This is a genomic window from Paenibacillus sp. 1-8 (assembly GCF_056316205.1).
In genome coordinates this window covers 3,512,763-3,530,614 of sequence record NZ_CM149995.1, presented here as the reverse complement: position 1 = coordinate 3,530,614, position 17,852 = coordinate 3,512,763, and the positions used below count along the sequence as shown (strand labels likewise).

The 17,852-nt window shown below is 45.4% G+C and carries 16 protein-coding genes; 14 read left to right on the top strand and 2 right to left on the bottom strand.

Translation table 11 applies throughout. The annotated features are described in order from the left end of the window. The first annotated feature begins 1 nt into the window (after position 1). The 4 genes from AC0WRU_RS16185 (at position 2) to thiI (ending at position 3,849) form a co-directional block, all read left to right on the top strand. Positions 2 to 397: a hypothetical protein gene (locus tag AC0WRU_RS16185; protein ID WP_476125541.1), complete on the top strand. Its 396-nt coding sequence runs from the start codon at positions 2 to 4 to the stop codon at positions 395 to 397. Positions 398 to 623: 226 nt separating this feature from the next. Next, positions 624 to 1,319, top strand: a complete 696-nt coding sequence (locus AC0WRU_RS16180; protein WP_476125540.1) for a lytic transglycosylase domain-containing protein — start codon at positions 624 to 626, stop codon at positions 1,317 to 1,319. 153 nt (positions 1,320 to 1,472) lie between these two features. Then, a complete protein-coding gene (locus AC0WRU_RS16175) occupies positions 1,473 to 2,621 on the top strand; it encodes a cysteine desulfurase family protein (RefSeq protein ID WP_476125539.1) in 1,149 nt (382 codons plus the stop codon). 1 nt (position 2,622) lies between these two features. Then, complete coding sequence (gene thiI, locus AC0WRU_RS16170) at positions 2,623 to 3,849, top strand: tRNA uracil 4-sulfurtransferase ThiI (protein WP_476125538.1); 1,227 nt, start codon at positions 2,623 to 2,625, stop codon at positions 3,847 to 3,849. Positions 3,850 to 3,961: 112 nt separating this feature from the next. Here thiI and AC0WRU_RS16165 read toward each other — a convergent pair whose 3' ends face one another. Continuing rightward, positions 3,962 to 4,648, bottom strand: coding sequence for a TerC family protein (locus AC0WRU_RS16165; protein WP_476125537.1), 687 nt, complete (start codon positions 4,646 to 4,648; stop codon positions 3,962 to 3,964). A gap of 250 nt (positions 4,649 to 4,898) precedes the next feature. Between AC0WRU_RS16165 and AC0WRU_RS16160 the strand changes: the two genes are divergently transcribed. The 5 genes from AC0WRU_RS16160 (at position 4,899) to AC0WRU_RS16140 (ending at position 11,201) form a co-directional block, all read left to right on the top strand. Next, positions 4,899 to 5,558, top strand: a complete 660-nt coding sequence (locus tag AC0WRU_RS16160; protein ID WP_476125536.1) for a TerC family protein — start codon at positions 4,899 to 4,901, stop codon at positions 5,556 to 5,558. 116 nt (positions 5,559 to 5,674) lie between these two features. Next, positions 5,675 to 6,166: a hypothetical protein gene (locus AC0WRU_RS16155; RefSeq protein WP_476125535.1), complete on the top strand. Its 492-nt coding sequence runs from the start codon at positions 5,675 to 5,677 to the stop codon at positions 6,164 to 6,166. A 293-nt stretch (positions 6,167 to 6,459) separates the two neighbouring features. Next, positions 6,460 to 8,301 carry a translational GTPase TypA gene (gene typA / locus AC0WRU_RS16150; RefSeq protein ID WP_354452262.1) on the top strand — a complete coding sequence of 614 codons (1,842 nt, stop codon included), beginning with the start codon at positions 6,460 to 6,462 and terminating at the stop codon, positions 8,299 to 8,301. 123 nt (positions 8,302 to 8,424) lie between these two features. Next, positions 8,425 to 9,489, top strand: coding sequence for an LCP family protein (locus AC0WRU_RS16145; protein ID WP_476125534.1), 1,065 nt, complete (start codon positions 8,425 to 8,427; stop codon positions 9,487 to 9,489). Between the two features lie 380 nt (positions 9,490 to 9,869). Continuing rightward, complete coding sequence (locus AC0WRU_RS16140) at positions 9,870 to 11,201, top strand: PhoH family protein (protein WP_025685750.1); 1,332 nt, start codon at positions 9,870 to 9,872, stop codon at positions 11,199 to 11,201. A 142-nt stretch (positions 11,202 to 11,343) separates the two neighbouring features. Here the strand turns inward: AC0WRU_RS16140 and AC0WRU_RS16135 are convergent, their stop codons facing one another. Next, a complete protein-coding gene (locus AC0WRU_RS16135) occupies positions 11,344 to 12,432 on the bottom strand; it encodes a coiled-coil domain-containing protein (protein WP_476125533.1) in 1,089 nt (362 codons plus the stop codon). Positions 12,433 to 12,729: 297 nt separating this feature from the next. Here AC0WRU_RS16135 and AC0WRU_RS16130 point away from each other — a divergent pair, with 297 nt between their 5' ends. The 5 genes from AC0WRU_RS16130 (at position 12,730) to AC0WRU_RS16110 (ending at position 17,848) form a co-directional block, all read left to right on the top strand. Then, positions 12,730 to 13,380: an RsfA family transcriptional regulator gene (locus AC0WRU_RS16130; protein ID WP_025685748.1), complete on the top strand. Its 651-nt coding sequence runs from the start codon at positions 12,730 to 12,732 to the stop codon at positions 13,378 to 13,380. Between the two features lie 126 nt (positions 13,381 to 13,506). Continuing rightward, positions 13,507 to 14,469 carry a ketopantoate reductase family protein gene (locus AC0WRU_RS16125; RefSeq protein WP_476125532.1) on the top strand — a complete coding sequence of 321 codons (963 nt, stop codon included), beginning with the start codon at positions 13,507 to 13,509 and terminating at the stop codon, positions 14,467 to 14,469. A gap of 4 nt (positions 14,470 to 14,473) precedes the next feature. Beyond that, positions 14,474 to 14,863 (top strand): DUF3397 family protein, encoded by a 390-nt coding sequence (locus tag AC0WRU_RS16120; protein WP_476125531.1) that lies wholly within the window; start codon positions 14,474 to 14,476, stop codon positions 14,861 to 14,863. A 153-nt stretch (positions 14,864 to 15,016) separates the two neighbouring features. Continuing rightward, the gene (locus AC0WRU_RS16115; RefSeq protein WP_476125530.1) at positions 15,017 to 16,720 is read left to right on the top strand and encodes a peptide ABC transporter substrate-binding protein; all 1,704 of its coding nucleotides are present in this window, start codon (positions 15,017 to 15,019) and stop codon (positions 16,718 to 16,720) included. Positions 16,721 to 16,915: 195 nt separating this feature from the next. Continuing rightward, positions 16,916 to 17,848, top strand: a complete 933-nt coding sequence (locus AC0WRU_RS16110) for an ABC transporter permease (protein WP_025685745.1) — start codon at positions 16,916 to 16,918, stop codon at positions 17,846 to 17,848. The last annotated feature ends 4 nt before the right edge of the window (positions 17,849 to 17,852 follow it).

Sequence of the window (17,852 nt, the reverse complement as noted above, 5' to 3'; positions counted from 1 at the left end):
TATGGAAGATCATGAAACTGATAAGCATCGAGACGAAGAGAATTTTAGCCGCAAGCGTGTGGATTATCCCCGTCGTATTCATGAACGCTCTGCCAAGCGTCGCAACCATCAAGAGGAATATGCGGCTGAGGTAGCTCCCGGCTCACCAGCCGTGACTCGGCATGAGGACAAGGATGAGCAGCATGTCATAAGCAAAAGTGGACGTATCTCAGGCTATATCGGTCTAGCCGCAGGTATTGCCGCACTGTTTATGTGGTCTATTGTGCTGGGGCCTATTGCTGCAGTGTTGGGTTTTTTTGCTTATGTAAATGGGAACAAAACAACAGGTATTTGGTCGATCGGGCTGGGTGCGCTGGCGACATTAAGCTACTTTGCTTTTATTCCGTTTGTACGTTGATTCCATAAAGGCACGAAAAACCGGGTAATCGCTTGCCTGTCCAAGTAGAAATGATTAAAGCGATCTGTCTGCATCAAGTCAGTACCATGAAGCTCCGCTGTCATTTCGACAGATACGGAGCTTTTTTTCGTTAAAAAGTATGGCAGTACATAACAAAACGTTGTATCATAAGCAGTAATGATAGGCTGTTTGGGATATAACAACTAAAGAAAGTTGGGAATACCACATGCAAATAGATCCGCGCGTGTCCAAATCCATAATCGATACGCAGTTGTTGAATAATATAAGTGCTACAGCACAAACGGGAACAACGGATGCTTTTTCCGGATTGCTCGAGCAGGCAGGCCAGTTGGAGACAGATGATGCTGCAGCTCGTGTCAATTCAGGGGACGTTACAAGGGATGAAAATGGTTTGCTCTGGCTCCAATTGGGACCATCGAGAGGGACAGCTTCGCCATTGGCGGTATATCCTGCTTCCAGCACAGCAACCGATGGGCCAACCAAACCTACGGCTTATGATGATCTAATTAACGAGGCCAGCAATAAATACGGGGTTCCGGTGTCGCTGATTAAAGCGGTCATTGATACGGAATCTTCGTTTAACCCGCTGGTCACTTCTTCAGCCGGAGCCAAAGGCCTTATGCAGCTTATGGATGCTACGGCCCAAGGGTTGGGCGTGAGCGATGCGTATGACCCTGCACAAAATATTGATGCCGGAGTTCGTTATTTGTCTTACCAGATCAAACGTTTTAACGGACAGGAAAATATGGCCTTGGCAGCTTATAATGCGGGGCCCGGACGGGTACAGCGACTGGGCGTGAATAGTGACGAGCAGTTGATGGCTGTGCTGGACAAGCTTCCGTTAGAAACGCAAAAGTATATTACCAAAATTCAGAACGCACGTGAAAAATATACGATTTAAGCCCTGTAGCTTATAAAGAAAAACAAAATTTTAATCAGACAGGTCCGCAGGCAGGATCAATATGGGGAAAGGGTGTCACTGTGTAATGCAGTGGCCTTTCCCTGTTTTGGTCTTTTTTTGTTGTAGAGGCTGCAGGGTAGAAAGGGGAGTTCCATGAAATATTTTGATTATGCAGCGACAACTCCGCCTTTTGAAGAGGTGATTACGACGATTGCAGAGGTGATGAGACGCCACTATGGCAACCCGTCCTCAATGCATCGGTACGGGGAAGATGCGGATAAGCTGCTTAAGCGTTCCCGGGAGGTTTGTGCTACAGCTTTGGGCGTACATCCGGCGGAGATTGTGTTCACATCCGGGGCAACGGAAAGCAATAATCTCGCTATTAAGGGAGTGGCCTTGCAGTATCAGGTCAGAGGCAAGCATATCGTTACAGTATCAACGGAGCATCCGTCTGTGTATGAGGCTTGCAAACAGTTGGCAGAAGTGGGCTTTGAGGTCACATTTTTGCCCGTTGATGCGGAAGGGCATGTCAGTGCAGAGCAGGTTTGTGCAGCTATCCGCAAAGACACGATTTTAGTCAGCATTATGCATGTCAATAATGAGACGGGAAGAGTGCAGCCGCTACATGATATCGGAGCCGCGTTGAAGGAACAGTTCCCGCGTGTACTGTTCCATGTTGATGGTGTGCAGGGTTATGGAAAGCTTCCGGTGGATATCCGGGGCTGGAAGGCTGATCTGTACAGCCTGTCCGCACATAAGCTGCGAGGTCCCAAAGGAGCCGGACTGCTTGTGGTTCGGGAAGGTGTGAAGCTTTTCCCACTGCTTAGCGGAGGCTCTCAGGAGCAGGGATTTCGTGCAGGTACGGAAAATGTTCCGCTGCTTATCGGTATGTCCAAGGCGGTCCGACTGGCAGGAGAGCGGCAAGCAGAGGCGGCGCAGCGTATGACTGCGTGGAGAGATCGGGTAGCCACGGAAGTGAAGACGATCCCTCAATTGCGACTGAATAGCGGGGAGGAAGCGCCGCACATTGTCCATTTTTCGTATCTGGGTATGAAGGCTGAGGTGCTGCTGCATACGCTGGAGCAACTGGGCGTAGCGGTATCCACCAAATCGGCTTGTTCCTCCAAATTGGCCGAGCCTAGCCGGGTTTTGCTGGCCATGGGTCGCAATGAGGCGGAGGCGTCCGGTGGCATTCGGATCAGCTTCGGCGATGAACATACAGAACAGGATATTGACGAGCTTATTCTCGCGCTCCGCCAGGCTGTGGCGCAATTGGAATCCCTTGAAAGGTGGAAACGTTAAAATGCACTATGATATGCTGTTGCTTCGCTTTGGCGAATTTACATTGAAAGGGAAAAACCGCGCCCGTTTTGAAAAGGCGGTACTGAATCACGTAAAACTGTTGCTCAAGCCGTTTCCCGGCGCTTCTTTGCGTAAGGAATTTGGACGGATTTATGTAGTTCTCGGAGGAGAGCCTTATGAGCAGATCATTCAGGTGCTACAAAAAGTCTTTGGTATCACCACCATCAGTCCTGTTAAAATGGCTCCTGTTGAGCTTGACACGATTATTGAGACCTCTGTAGCCTTGATGCGTGAGTTGAACCCAACAGAAGGAACGACTTTCAAGGTAAATGCTCGCAGGGTGTGGAAAGGATTTGCTCATTCCTCTCATGAGATGAATCATTTGATTGGTTCGCCGGTACTGCGCGAGTTTCCAGTGTTAAAGGTCGATGTGCGCCAACCGGATATCGAGCTACGGGTGGAAGTCAGAGAGCAGGCGGCTTATATATTTAGCGATATTATTACGGCTGTAGGAGGCTATCCGTTAGGTACAAACGGCAAAGCAATGCTGCTGCTCTCGGGCGGAATCGACAGTCCGGTAGCGGGATGGTCCTCCATGCGCAGAGGATTGGAAATCGAATGCGTTCATTTTTACAGCTATCCATTTACGAGTGAGCGTGCGAAAGAAAAGGTTATTGACCTGGCAAGGGTATTGGCGGGTTACGCGGGACGCATCAAGATTCATCTTGTACCTTTTACGGAGGTGCAGACGGCTTTTACACGTACCGGACAGGATAATCTAATGATCACGCTGATGAGACGGTCTATGCTGCGTATTGCGACGATGCTGGCGGAGCGTGAAGGGGCGCTGGCGCTTGTAACGGGGGACAGTCTCGGCCAAGTAGCCAGCCAAACTTTATCAAGCATGAATGTGATTGGGCGTTCGACGGAATTACCGTTGCTGCGTCCTCTCGTGATGATGGATAAACAGGAAATTACGGAAATAGCCAAGCAAATCGGCACATACGATCTATCTATCCTGCCGTATGAGGATTGCTGCACGTTGTTTGTTCCCAAATCCCCAACGACCAATCCCAATTTATGGGTTGTTCAAAAGATCGAAGCCTCTATTCGGGATTTAAATACGTTGATTGAGCAGGCCGTGGCTACAACGGAGACTGTTGTTCTTGAGGCAGATGGAGCTATAGAGGGACGTAAAGAGGAAGTTGTGCAAGAGGATTGGTTTTAAAATCTTTTAAGATGCTACGTTTAGCGGTATACAAAAAGGCAGATCCATCGACTATTGTCGGGTCTGCCTTTTTTTAGATTAGAGATAAGATATACGAGGTTTTTCTTAGGAATTATTTCAAAACAGCTTTTTTTCGGCTGGATATGGCTCTGCGGTTTTGAAGATAGCCTGTGAGCAAAATACCAACCATCACTGTGGCAATGAACAGGACACGCAGCGCGGGGTGTGCGGTAAAGTATGGCTCCAGTTTGCGTTCCTCGGTAATCATATTGGAGGCGGTATAGCCAAGCACAGCCGAGCCCAGATAGATGATCCAGGGGAATTTGTTAATAAGCTTGATGAAAAGAGTGCTTCCCCATACGACAATCGGCACGCTGATCAGCAGACCGAGTACCACCAGTATCAAATGCTGCTGTGCAGCGCCTGCGACGGCGATTACATTGTCCAGTCCCATGGCTGCATCAGCTATAACGATGGTGCGTATAGCGCCCCATAAACTCGTACCGGCTTTGACTTCGGCGTGCTCCTCCTGATCTACCAGCAGCTTGTATGCAATCCAGATCAGCATTATTCCTCCGACGAGTAGCAGCCATGGCACTTGAAGCAGCCAAAGCACGACAATCGTGGCGGCTATACGAATGAGTAGAGCACCTCCGGTACCGTACAGTATCGCTTTTTTTTGCGTTTCGGGCGGTAGCTTTCGGGCGGCAAGCCCAATGACAATAGCGTTATCTCCTGCAAGCAGAAGGTCAATAAATATCACATTAAGCAGTAGCCAAAAAAACTGAAATCCGGACATGTCAATCGTTCTCATCTCCCTGATTAAACAACCTAAGTTCAGTATGCTCTGTTTATGATTAATACCCGTTTTCCGGAAATACGATTCATTATATTGCTGTTTGCTAATCATTTCAAGGATTATGCTCACCAAATCAGGTGTTGATTTTTAATAAATTATGGATATGTCTAATAAAATTATTAGATTCCTCAGTGTACAAGCATACCCTCGTCCTATTTCGCATACAAGTAGGATGGGGGTGTTTGTACACATGGAGCATATCATTTTGCTATTGAAAATATTAATGATCAATTTGGTGTTAAGCGGTGATAATGCGGTTGTTATAGCCATGGCGAGCAAAAACTTGCCTGCAAGACAGCGGAGCCAAGCAATATGGTGGGGGGCGCTCGGCGCAGTTGCCCTGCGCTGTGTGTTGACTTTTGCAGCTGTTATTTTGCTAGGCATACCCTTCATTCAGGCAGCAGGTGGTCTGCTCTTGTTATGGATTGCGTTTAAGCTGCTTTATGAGAATAACGATAATGTGGGGGTAAGAGCAGAAACGACTATATGGATGGCTATACAAGTGATTCTGGTAGCGGATTTTGTGATGAGTCTGGATAACGTATTGGCTATTGCAGCACTTGCAAATGGGGACATTGCGATCATTGTTATCGGTATTGCGATTAGCATTCCAATTGTGGTGTGGGGAAGCAATGTTATTGCAGTCTGGCTGCACCGTTTCCCTGTACTTGTTCTACTCGGATCTGCAATACTGGCCTTCACGGCAGGTGAAATGCTACTGCGTGATCCCAAACTGGGAGCATGGTTAGCCAGGTCTGGGGAAGTTTTACATTCATGGTTACCGGGATTACTGGCCACCATAGCTGTAATAGCAGGATTATATCAGCAGTTGCGAGCCCGCCGCATTTGAACGTAGTTTTTTTGGAAAACATCGGCTAAACTATACATAGGGTTTTTGCAAATGCCGGGGAATCTACTCGTTTTTTGTAAAAGCACTATAAAATCCAGCAAATAAAGGAGACCACGATGAATTCCGGAAAAGAGCGTATGATCGGATTGGGCATCATTGCCGTAGGACTGATTATTTTGTTGGGAAAACTGGGGGTCTTCTCCTTTTTGGGACAATACTTCTGGCCCTTGCTGATTTTAATACCTGGTATTATATTGCATGCGATGTACATGATGCGTAAGGTTTCTCCCATTATGCTGTTGCCGGCCGGGATTTTGTCGGTGTACGGTTTTTTATTTTTTCTCTGTAATACATGGGGCTGGCATCTGATGGCCTATCTATGGCCTTTGTTACTGCTGGGTGTGGCGGTTGGATTATGGGAATATGCTATTAATGATATAACTCTGCCTCGCACTGTATATACAGGGAGCATGATTTTGGGACTAGTTTCGGTACTTCTACTGATTATTAGCATGTTGAGGACCGGAATTATTTATGTGGTTGCAGTTGTATTGATCGGTGCAGGGATATGGCTGATGGTTAACAATCGTACCAAACGTAAATGGTGAAACGACAAGCAGTGCAAATTTATGGCGGTAAATTACGGAACAGCCAATAATGTCTTGCTTTATGACATATTTCAACTATAATATAATGGATATGATAAGAGCGTCGGAATGTTTTCTGACGCTTATTTTAAGGTTTTCACGCGAATCGGAGAGAGAAGCTGCCTGCACAAAGCCTGAAATATACAGAGGGCTGGCAGGGAGCGGGCCTGAAGAACGATTGTTAGCCTTGGATAAGCATTACTTTCAGGATAGAGACACTATTTTGATATACGGAAAGGATATGGATACAAACCATGCATGCAAGAGAGAACATTCGCAATATTGCTATTATTGCCCACGTCGACCACGGCAAAACGACGCTTGTCGACAAGCTTCTTCAACAGTCCGGAACATTTAGAGACCACGAGGCTGTTCAGGAGCGCGCCATGGACTCCAACGATCTGGAGCGTGAACGCGGTATTACGATTTTGGCTAAAAATACAGCTATTACGTACAAAGATTACCTGATCAACATTGTGGATACACCGGGACACGCCGACTTTGGCGGCGAAGTGGAACGGATTATGAAAATGGTTGACGGTGTTTTGCTCGTCGTTGATGCTTACGAAGGTTGTATGCCGCAGACTAAATTCGTACTGCGTAAAGCGTTGGAGCAAAACCTGACGCCAATCGTTGTTGTTAACAAAATTGACCGTCCGGCAGCTCGTCCGGCCGAAGTTATTGATGAAGTACTTGATCTGTTCATCGAGTTGGGTGCGAATGATGAGCAGTTGGAATTCCCTGTTGTTTATGCTTCAGCGCTGAACGGAACATCCAGTCTGGATGCCGAAAAGCAAGACGATAACATGCAGGCATTGTACGAAACCGTTGTGGATCACATCCCCGCTCCAACGGAGAAAGTAGATGAGCCTCTTCAATTCCTCGTAACACTGATGGACTATAACGAATATCTTGGCCGCATTGCAGTGGGTCGTGTAAACCGTGGTATTATCAAGCAGGGACAAGCGGTTACGGTTATGCTGCGTGACGGCAGCAGCAAATCAGCGCGTATTGAGAAGCTGTTCGGCTTCCAAGGTCTGAAACGGATCGAAACCGATCAAGCGGGCGCTGGTGACATTGTGGCTATTGCAGGGATCAAGGATATTAACATTGGCGAAACGATTGCTGATCCAAATCATCCTGAAGCTTTACCTGTACTGAAGATTGATGAGCCAACGCTGCAAATGACCTTCCTGGTTAATAACAGCCCATTTGCAGGTCGCGAAGGTAAATGGATCACATCCCGTAAACTGCGCGAGCGTCTTCTGAAAGAACTTGAAACGGATGTCAGCTTGCGTGTTGATGAAACCGACAGCCCGGACGCATTTATCGTATCCGGACGTGGTGAGTTGCATCTGGGTATCCTGATTGAAAACATGCGTCGTGAAGGTTATGAGTTGCAAGTGTCCAAACCGGAAGTAATCGTGAAGGAAATTGATGGCAAGAAAATGGAGCCTATCGAACGTCTTCTCATTGATATTCCTGAAGAAAGCATGGGCGCAGTTATGGAAAGTCTGGGCTCCCGTAAAGCTGAAATGGTAAACATGATTAACAACGGCACCGGACAGGTTCGTTTGGAATTCCTGATTCCTGCACGTGGTCTGATTGGTTACACTACGAACTTCCTGACTTTGACTCGTGGTTATGGCGTAATGAACCATGCGTTTGACAGCTATGGTCCATTTGTTGGCGGTCAAGTTGGTGGACGTCATCAAGGCGTACTCATTTCAACGGAAAATGGAAGCACTACATTCTATGGAATGATGGGTGTAGAGGATCGCGGTATTCTGTTCCTGGAGCCGGGTACTGAGATTTATGAAGGTATGGTCGTCGGAGAGCATACACGTGATAACGACATCGTTGTTAACATTTGTAAAGAGAAGCAATTGACGAACGTTCGCTCTGCAACAAAAGACGATACTGTTAAACTTAAAACGCCTCGTATCTTCTCTTTGGAACAGGCGCTCGAATATTTGAATGATGATGAGTATTGTGAAATTACACCTAATGCCATTCGTTTGCGCAAAAAGATTTTGAACAAAAGTGAGCGCGAGCGTGCAGAAAAACAACGTAAAACAGCACAAGCAAATTCGTAATTGATGGATTGGTTTTGGCCACAGCGGCGACGCCCGGCAACGGGATGCGCCGCTGTATCTGTTTTAGGATTGTAAACTTGGAGAAAGCTTTATTTCTCAAAACGCAGGAAAAGGTGTTGAAGCATGAGTAATCTTTCTAACGGATTGCCTCCCCGGACACAAAGCGGGAAAAAATCCGCCAAACCGAAAAAAACGAAAAAGAAAAAAAGCTTTTTCAGATCGTTTATGAAGTTTGTTCTGTTTCTGCTCATTATAGGTTTCTTGGCGGCCGGCGGTTACGCCTACTATCTATACAATCAGGTAGAGGATGTTTTGGATACGGGGATTAATAAAGAGGTGCCAAAAACACAATTGGCCGAGGCCAAGCCTTTGACCATTTTGTTGCTTGGAACGGATTACCGCCCTGATCATCCAACATATTTGTCGGACGTTATTATGGTAGCTACACTGAATCCGAATACCAAGTCATCTACAATCGTGTCGTTGCCGAGGGATACGCGGCTAGAACTGGATGGTTATAAACCTCGTAAGCTGAATGAGTACTATCCGGTGTTCAAGGCCAGAGAGAAAGAGTCTGGTGAAGTCGCTGAAGAGCAAATGAAGAAGATGATCGGCAAATATTTGAACATTGACATCGATTATGTGACGGTTATTAACTTCCAGGGCTTCAGAGATGTTGTGGATAATTTGGGTGGCGTAGATGTGACGGTCGACAAAAATATGTGTTACCGTGACAGTGCAGATGGTACTAACATTAACTTGAAGGCAGGAGCACAACATTTGGACGGTGATCAGGCCCTTGATTTTGTTCGTTACCGTAAATCAAACTGTCGTCCGAGAACAGATGAATCTGATGATTTTGATCGCAACCGTCGACAAAATCAGGTACTTCATTCCTTGATTGACCAAATGCAGTCCTTCAGTGCTCTAAGCAAATTTAGTGCAATTATTAAATCCGTTGATAAGAATATGATGACGGATATTGAGTCTCAGCAAATGAAAAATCTCGTACAGACCTATTGGAATATTTCCAAGCAAAATGTGAATTACAAACCGGTAGCGGGAACGTGGCGCAGTCCTTATGTCTATATTGATGAGCAGCAGCTTGATCTGGCCAAACAAGCGCTGCAAGAGGAATTATCCAAAAAGGCGAGCGACAATAATACTGCCTCTTCTTCCAATTCTTGAGTTTGTATCTTACTTCCCTCTTATGTTATACTCGCAGCGAGTAAAAGCTCTTATATGGCATAAGGGGGTTGAGGTATGTCTGAATGGGTAGCACGCAAAGTATATGGTTTTGACATTCATACCCGTTTGCTGTCTAATATCGTTTGTTTTTTTGGTAATGAAATGAATGGAATAAGTAAGGTCCAGTGAGTAATCACTGGGCCTTTTGTGTCTGATCCTAAGGTGTACAGGCTCTAACGGCTTTAATTACCTACCAATTTTTCGTTGTTTAACGCTGTCTCTGGGGTCTTTTTTCAGGGAATCAGCAAGTATTGGGTACCCGGTGAATAGGTATAGGTATGAAACACGAGATTGTCCACGCCGCTTTGGAGGGGATCTAAATGAAGAAAATTTTTGTGCTGGATACGAATGTGCTACTGCATGATCCGAAAGCCATCTTTACCTTCAAAGAACATGAAGTGGTTATTCCAGCTGTTGTTCTGGAAGAAATCGACTCCAAAAAACGCAACGCGGATGAGATTGGACGGAATGCCCGCAATGTATCGCGATTGCTGGATGGATTGAGGGAAGTAGGGCATCTGCACAGTGGTGTTCCGCTTCCGCAAGGTGGGAGGCTCAAGGTTGAATTAAATCACCGGAGCTTTTTGAAAGTTCAGGAGATGTTCGGGGAGGTTTCGAACGATAACCGAATTTTGGCGGTCGCCTTGAATTATCATTTGGAGGAGAAGGAGCTGCCTGAACCGCGTTCGGTCGTGCTGGTCAGTAAAGATGTGCTGGTGAGAATCAAGGCAGATGTGTTAGGACTGCTGACCGAAGACTATTTATCCGACAGAACCGGTGATCTGAGTGAGCTATATCCCGGGTACTCGGCAATTCAGGTGCATCCGTCCATCATAGATGAGTTTTATTCCAATCGTTTTTTACCTATCAAACCACTGGAGCTGTCTTATACGCTATATCCTCATGAATTTGTTATTCTAAAGGATGAAATGGGAACTGGAAAATCGGCTTTGCTGAAAGTGAACCAGGAGGCAGACCGATTGGAGCCTCTGTATTTAAGCAATGAACCGGTGTGGGGGATCAGTGCGCGTAATGCCCAACAGCGGATGGCGCTGGAGCTTTTGCTTAATGATGATATCCCGTTGGTGACGATTACCGGAAAAGCAGGTACAGGCAAAACGTTGCTGGCGCTCGCTGCGGGTCTGCTCAAGGTAGAGGATGAACATCGCTTCAAGAAGCTGCTGATCGCCCGTCCTGTCGTGCCTATGGGCAAGGATATCGGTTATTTACCGGGAGAAAAGGAAGAAAAGCTTCGCCCGTGGATGCAACCGATCTACGACAATTTGGAATATTTGTTTGATGCCAAAAAATCAGGCGATATCGATAAAATTTTGATGGGCTTGGGCAGCATTCAGGTGGAGGCGCTCACTTATATTCGCGGGCGCTCAATACCGGGACAATTTATTATTGTTGATGAGGCACAGAATTTGTCCCGACATGAGATCAAAACAATCGTATCTCGTGTAGGTGAGGGAAGTAAAATTATTTTGATGGGAGACCCGGAGCAAATTGACCACCCTTACCTGGATGCCGCCAGTAACGGGCTGACGTATGTGGTAGAACGCTTCAAGCAAGAAGGGATTAGCGGACATATTATGCTGGAAAAAGGAGAGCGCTCCAAGCTGGCGCAGTTGGCAGCTGATCTGCTGTAGAAGCTCATATCACTATTTATTATCAGGATATTTATATACTGCACAGTATTTTGTCGCAAATAAGAAGACCTCGGGAACATCCCCGGGGTCTCTTATTTTTGTCCATGTATTATTTATGATAGCTATACAAGGTGAAAAAGGCTTAATTCAGGCTCAGTTCTAGCTTAACCTCAAGTGCCCCCGCTATGGTGCGTACCTCTGTGGCCTTGACATAAGAAATGAGCTGCTGCGGATAGAAGCCCAGATCAAAATCCTTTTCCAGCTTGTTACGGGTCGTATCTGGCAACTCCAGCCCGTTAAAGACGAGCCGATCCACATGGAACAAAATCGCATTTTGCGGTTCTTTCTCAACCGTATAGTGTCCCTCTACCCTCAATTTCATGGTCCCCTGTTGACCTTCTACAACAATACGATCCTGCCCGAAGGAAAAGTTGAAGTGATTAAATAATTCATTTTCTGATTTCAGAAAACGGTTAAAATCTTCCTCGCGTATGCTTATCGTAATGACTTTGCCGTTTGTAATCATGGCTCCTTGCTGTTGTTGAATAAAATGAGGCAAATCCTGCATCGCTTGAGCCAGCGCTTTAAAATGCTTGTTCACCTCGTAGACGCCTACATTCTCCCAATAAGCTGTCATTTCGCTGATCAGCTTTCGTAGCGTATCCGGGTCCTTGCTGGTGCTAACACCGGCATTTACACGCTCCTGAAGCAAAACAATGCGCTTACGTTGTTCCAATAAGTTTGTTTTGACCGTTTTCAAATCCGATGAGGCCCGTGTTACCTGTTCTTCCGTTTTTCGCATATTCCGATAATTGGACTCGTATTCCTGAAGCACATCCTGATCGTGGCTAATCAGCAACAAGTAGTAATCGTACAGGGAGAGAAGCTGTTTAAGACTTTTAGCTCCCAGCACTACACTGAGCAGCTTGTCCCTTTCGCCCATATAATAGGAGCGCAGCACGGAACTCGCACGTTTCCTTTGCCTGGTCATCTGCTCCTGCTGGGTGGCGAGATTGCTCCGCAGTTCCTGTTGACGTTGTAAAAGTATCTGTTGTTCCTGACTGATCCGCTCAATTTCATGGTCAATCTCGACGATTGACAGACTATCCTGCAAAATCCGGTTTGGCTCTTCTGAAGGAGCGGCCAGAACAGGACGTGCAGACATGGTGGTTAGTATCAAAATGATCGTTAGCAGAGTACAACTTATCATTTTTAGAGTGGGTCTGTTCATTGGTTTTCCCCTTTTATGTATTCCCTAAAAAAGTCTAACAGTAATATATATGTTCCTTTCTTATTCTTTAACCATTCATTTATTGTACAGCACCCAGAGGGTGCTTGAAACCCGAAACTATATTTGTCCACGTATGAGTTCTTATAGAAATGGAAATACAATTTAGTATCAAATAGATTCTATGAACTCTACGAGAGGCATAGAAATGAATAAACAGCTTTTATACCCTATTCAAATACCGGTAAGACCGGTTCATGAAGACGGTTATTTTAGGATGTTGTTAGGAGGGCTAGAGGCATGACTGCAATAAGACAAGATGCATGGAGTGTTGAAGATGATTTGATATTGGCGGAGGTGACGTTGCGTCATATCCGGGAAGGTGGAACACAGCTCGCTGCATTTGAAGAGGTTGGGCAAAAAATAGGAAGAACCTCCGCAGCATGCGGCTTCCGCTGGAACAGTTGCGTGCGCAAGCGTTATGATGAAGCCATCAGCATTGCTAAAGCGCAGCGTCAAAAACGCAGTTATATTCGCAAGCAGAGTCCGGTTGGTGTATCTCAGGTGGCGGCTTTTGCCACGCGCGATATGGCTGAAGGGGTATACAGAGCGGATGGAACGAGTGAGGATACGTTGTCCATCGACGCTGTGATCCGCTTTTTGCGTCAATGGAAGGGAACTGTACAGGAAACCAATCGACAGATTAAGATGCTGGAAAAAGATTTACGTGAAAAGGAAGAGGAATTAAATCAACTTCGCTCCATTAATGACCGGCTGTCCAAAGAGGTTAACGAGGTGCAAACCGACTATCGTGTTGTAAATGATGATTACAAAGCCCTGATTCAGATTATGGACCGGGCTCGGCGCTTGGCTTTAATCAACGAGGATGAGGAAGAGCTTAAATCCAGATTCAAAATGGACGCCAATGGGAATCTGGAGCGCATTGAGTAGCAAAATTACAGCAGCATATGCTAAATAGAACGTCAACTCGCGCTTTGCTGTAGTTGGCGTTTTTTGTATTTCTCTAGAGTGCATATGATATAGTAGAAAAAAAGATGGAAGCGAGACGATACATAGGTGATTGATATTATTGGAGCGGGTTCGCTCGGATTGTTGTTCGCTGGAAGGCTGGCGGCCTCAGGTACAAAAGTTAGGTTATGGACACGAACGCTTGAGCAGGCACGGATCATTGCTTGTGAAGGGATTACTGTACTTGAAAAAGAGGGACAGGGTGCTGTTCATGTGACTGGAGGAGACGAATTAAAGGCAGCGCCGTTGGCAGATTGGCAACGCTTGAATTCACAGGTTCCGGCACGGTGGATTTTGATAATGACCAAACAGGGGGCGATTGGGGAAGTGCTGGAGCAGATTAAATCTGCGGCTAATACAGAAAGCCATATCGGAATTATTTGCTTACAGAACGGAATCGGACATATAGAACGAATCAGACAAGCCTGTCCTGAAGCTACGGTATACCCTGCGGTAACGACCGAAGGAGCCAAGAGAATGGGAGTAGCATCCGTCGTACATGCCGGGATGGGGGCTACGGAAATTGGCTGTCCGGATGAACTGGAGGAAGTACAGGCGGGGAGTTTCAAACAATGTGTGCTAAATCGGCTGCTTGCAGCAGGATTTGACGTTTGCTTGTCGAAAGAAATCGAGAACGGTATATACCGCAAGTTGCTGATTAACGCCGTGATTAATCCACTGACAGCAATATGGCGAATCCCCAATGGAGAGCTGCTTTCTGATCCGGGTCGTATACAAATGATGCGCAAGCTATACGAAGAGGGCATTCAAGTGTACGAAGCCAATGGTATTCGGTGGGACAGCGCATGGTGGGATCAGATTATGAAGGTTTGCCGGGCAACGGCAGAGAATCAGTCGTCTATGCTGACCGATGTGCTTGCACATTCCATGACAGAGGTTGCTTCCATTAACGGACAGCTGGTGCAGATGGCAGAGCAAGCGGGGGTTACTGCATCAACCCATGCGGTATTATGGCAATTAATTGAGGGCATGCGGCTAAAAGAGAGGTGATCAGTTGAGTCTCATACAAGGTACCATCATCACATTTAGTATTCTTCCCTTTTTTCCGTTTCTGATCGTGTTTGCGGTTTGCCGCTACCTGCTTAAACTGGGGAAAAAGAAGTCATTGCTTATATCTATGGACATTACCACGGCTTTTCTGATACTATCCGTCGCGGCGCTCTTTAATGTCATTTTTGCATCCGGATTCGGTTTTTATTTGATATTACTGCTGCTACTTTTGGCGCTGGGTTTAATTGGAGGAGCCCAAAATCGAATAAAGGGTAAGGTCGATGGGAAAAGATTATGTAGAGCAGTGTGGAGATTAACTTTTATAGCCATGACATTAGCGTATATTCTATTAACTATTGTTGGCATTTTTAAAAATATATTCAATAACATGTGATATAACATGACATGAAAACCCGAAAAATTATGAATTAAGCATGTTTTTTTGAAAAAAAAGCTCAATTTCAAAAAATGTGATGTAGATTTTTTTGACCGCTGGTTGTATAATCTATAAACATATACCACTTTAGAACTAGGGGGAAAACGCTAGATGAAAAGGAAAAGCTTTTTAGTCCTTTTGACACTCGTTCTTGCAGTTGGCGCACTGCTCGCAGGTTGTGGCTCCAGCAAGAACGATAACAATGGCAAGGGCGCACAAGAAAACACCTCGACTACGCCGGCTCCGGCCGACAAACAGATTTTGCGCATTAATCTGGCATCCGAGCCGCCAACATTCGACCCGGCACAGGCTCAGGATAGTCAAACGAACACGGTTCTGAAAACTTTGTATGAAGGTCTCGTGCGTATGGGTCCTGATGGCAAAGAAATTCCTGGCGCAGCTGAATCTTGGAAAATTTCCGATGACGGCAAAACCTACACATTCAAACTTCGTGATAATGCAAAATGGAGCAATGGAGACCCGGTCAAAGCAAGTGACTTCGTATTTGCTTGGCAACGGGTATTGGATCCTTCCACGGCTCCAGCACCTCCATATGCTTACCAATTGTACTATATCAAAAATGCTGAGGGTTACAACCTGAGCACTTCGAAATCCTTTAAGGGCACTAAAATTACAGACTTCAAAGATGTAGGTGTCAAAGCAGTTGATGACCATACATTGCAAGTAGAGCTGGATCACCCAACTCCTTACTTCCTGGGCTTGACTTCTTTCTATACCTTCTACCCTGTAAACCCTTCTGTTAAGGGCAATGACAAGTGGGCGGTACAGAAAGACAAGATGATCACCAATGGACCTTACACTTTAACAACTTGGGACAGCGGTCAAAAGATCGAAGTGACCAAGAGTGAAAACTATTGGGGTAAAGACCAAATCAAGCTGAACAAAATTACGATGTCCCTTGTAAACAGCGGTGCAACAGAGCTGGCTTCTTACAGAAGTGGACAACTTGATTACGCTGGTTTGCCAAGCGGTGAAATTCCTACCGACCAAATTCCGGCTGTGAAAAAAGAATTGCCGAACGAATTTGAGGCTAAAGGGATTGCAAGTACGTATTACTATATATTTAATGTAACTGAAAAACCATTTAACAATGTTAAAATCCGTAAAGCGTTTGCGATGGCTATTCAACGCCAACCAATCGTTGAAAGAGTAACATTGGGCGGTCAAATTCCTGCATACGGCTTTGTACCTCCAGGTATCAAAGGAGTATCTCAAGAATTCCGTACTGAGCATAAAGATGATTACTTCAAAGAAGATTTCACTGAAGCGAAGAAATTGCTTCAAGAAGGTATGAAGGAAGAAGGCGTAACTACACTTCCTCCGGTAACCTTGCTGTATAACTCCAGTGAAAGTCACCAAAAGATTGCTTTGGCAGTCGCTGATATGTGGAAGAAAAACCTTGGTGTGGACATCAAAACCCAAAACCAAGAGTGGGGCGTATTTATTCAAACACGTAACAAGCTGAATTTCCAAATCGCTCGTGGTGGATGGTCTGCAGACTACAATGATCCAATGACATTCCTGGATATGTGGACAACAGGCAACACTAATAATAATTCTGGCTACGCTAATCCTGCCTACGATGCTTTGATTCAAGCAGCTAAGACAGAAACCGATCCAGCAAAACGCATGGAAGATTTCGCAAAAGCAGAGAAAATTCTGGTTCAAGACGATATGGTTATGCTTCCGATCTACTACTATTCAAATGTTTCTTTAACGAAACCGAATGTAAAAGGCATCGCGCTTGACTTTAGTGGAGCGATTGATTTCACAAGAGCGTATATTACACAGTAACTGAAGCTCAATTCTGAAGTTTGATAGTTACTTCGGGATATATATGTGGATACAACCATATATATCCCGTTTTTTTTTGTGTCATGGTCTTTTCCATTATCATGTAACCATGCAAATAGTAGGTTGGACATTCCAATTCTATTTCGATAAAATCGAATGGTGTCGAAAAAAATTTATGGGGGGTGTAAACGGGCAATGACGCGTTATTTGATCAGTAAATTTTTCTATATGCTGCTTTCTTTGTTCATTCTGATCTCTGCGACGTTTTTTCTCATGAAAGCAATTCCGGGTAACCCCTTCATGAGTGAAAAAGCGACTTCTCCTGAGATTCAAGCCCGGTTAATGGAGCAATATGGGCTGGATAAGCCTGTATATGTCCAATATTTTAAATACTTAGGTGATATTGCTTCAGGTGATTTTGGTATTTCCATGAAAAAGCTGAATCAAAGTGTAACTGACATTATTGGACAAACTTTTTCGGTATCGCTTAAATTGGGCTTTGTCGCCATAATTGTGTCGATTATTGTCGGACTTTTGTTAGGTATGCTAGCAGCTTTGTACCATCGCAGGCTTATTGACAACGTAGCGATGATTTTAGCAATTATGGGGATTGCGGTTCCCAGCTTTGTTTTAGCATCGTTGATTCAGTTCTACTTTGCTCAGGAGCTAGGCTGGTTTAATGTCATGGGCTTTGATGGTCCAATGGACTATGTCCTGCCTGTTGTAGCTTTATCCGCTTCGCCAATTGCGTTTATCGCTCGACTAACGCGCTCCAGCATGCTGGAAGTGCTTCATGCGGATTATATTAAGACTGCCAAGGCTAAAGGTTTGAAGCCTGTTACGGTAATGTTTAAACACGTTGTACGTAACGCCATTTTGCCGGTTGTTACCTATGTTGGGCCTATGACAGCAAATATCATTACCGGTTCCGTCGTTATTGAACGTATTTTCGGGATTGGTGGTATCGGTAAAGTGTTCGTAGACAGTATTACGACCCGTGACTATACCATGATTATGGGAGTTACTATTTTTTACGGCATTTTGCTAATGGTGGCACGTTTTATTACTGATATTGCATACGGTTTTATTGATCCACGGATTAAGCTGACCGGCGGGAAGGAGGGATAACTTT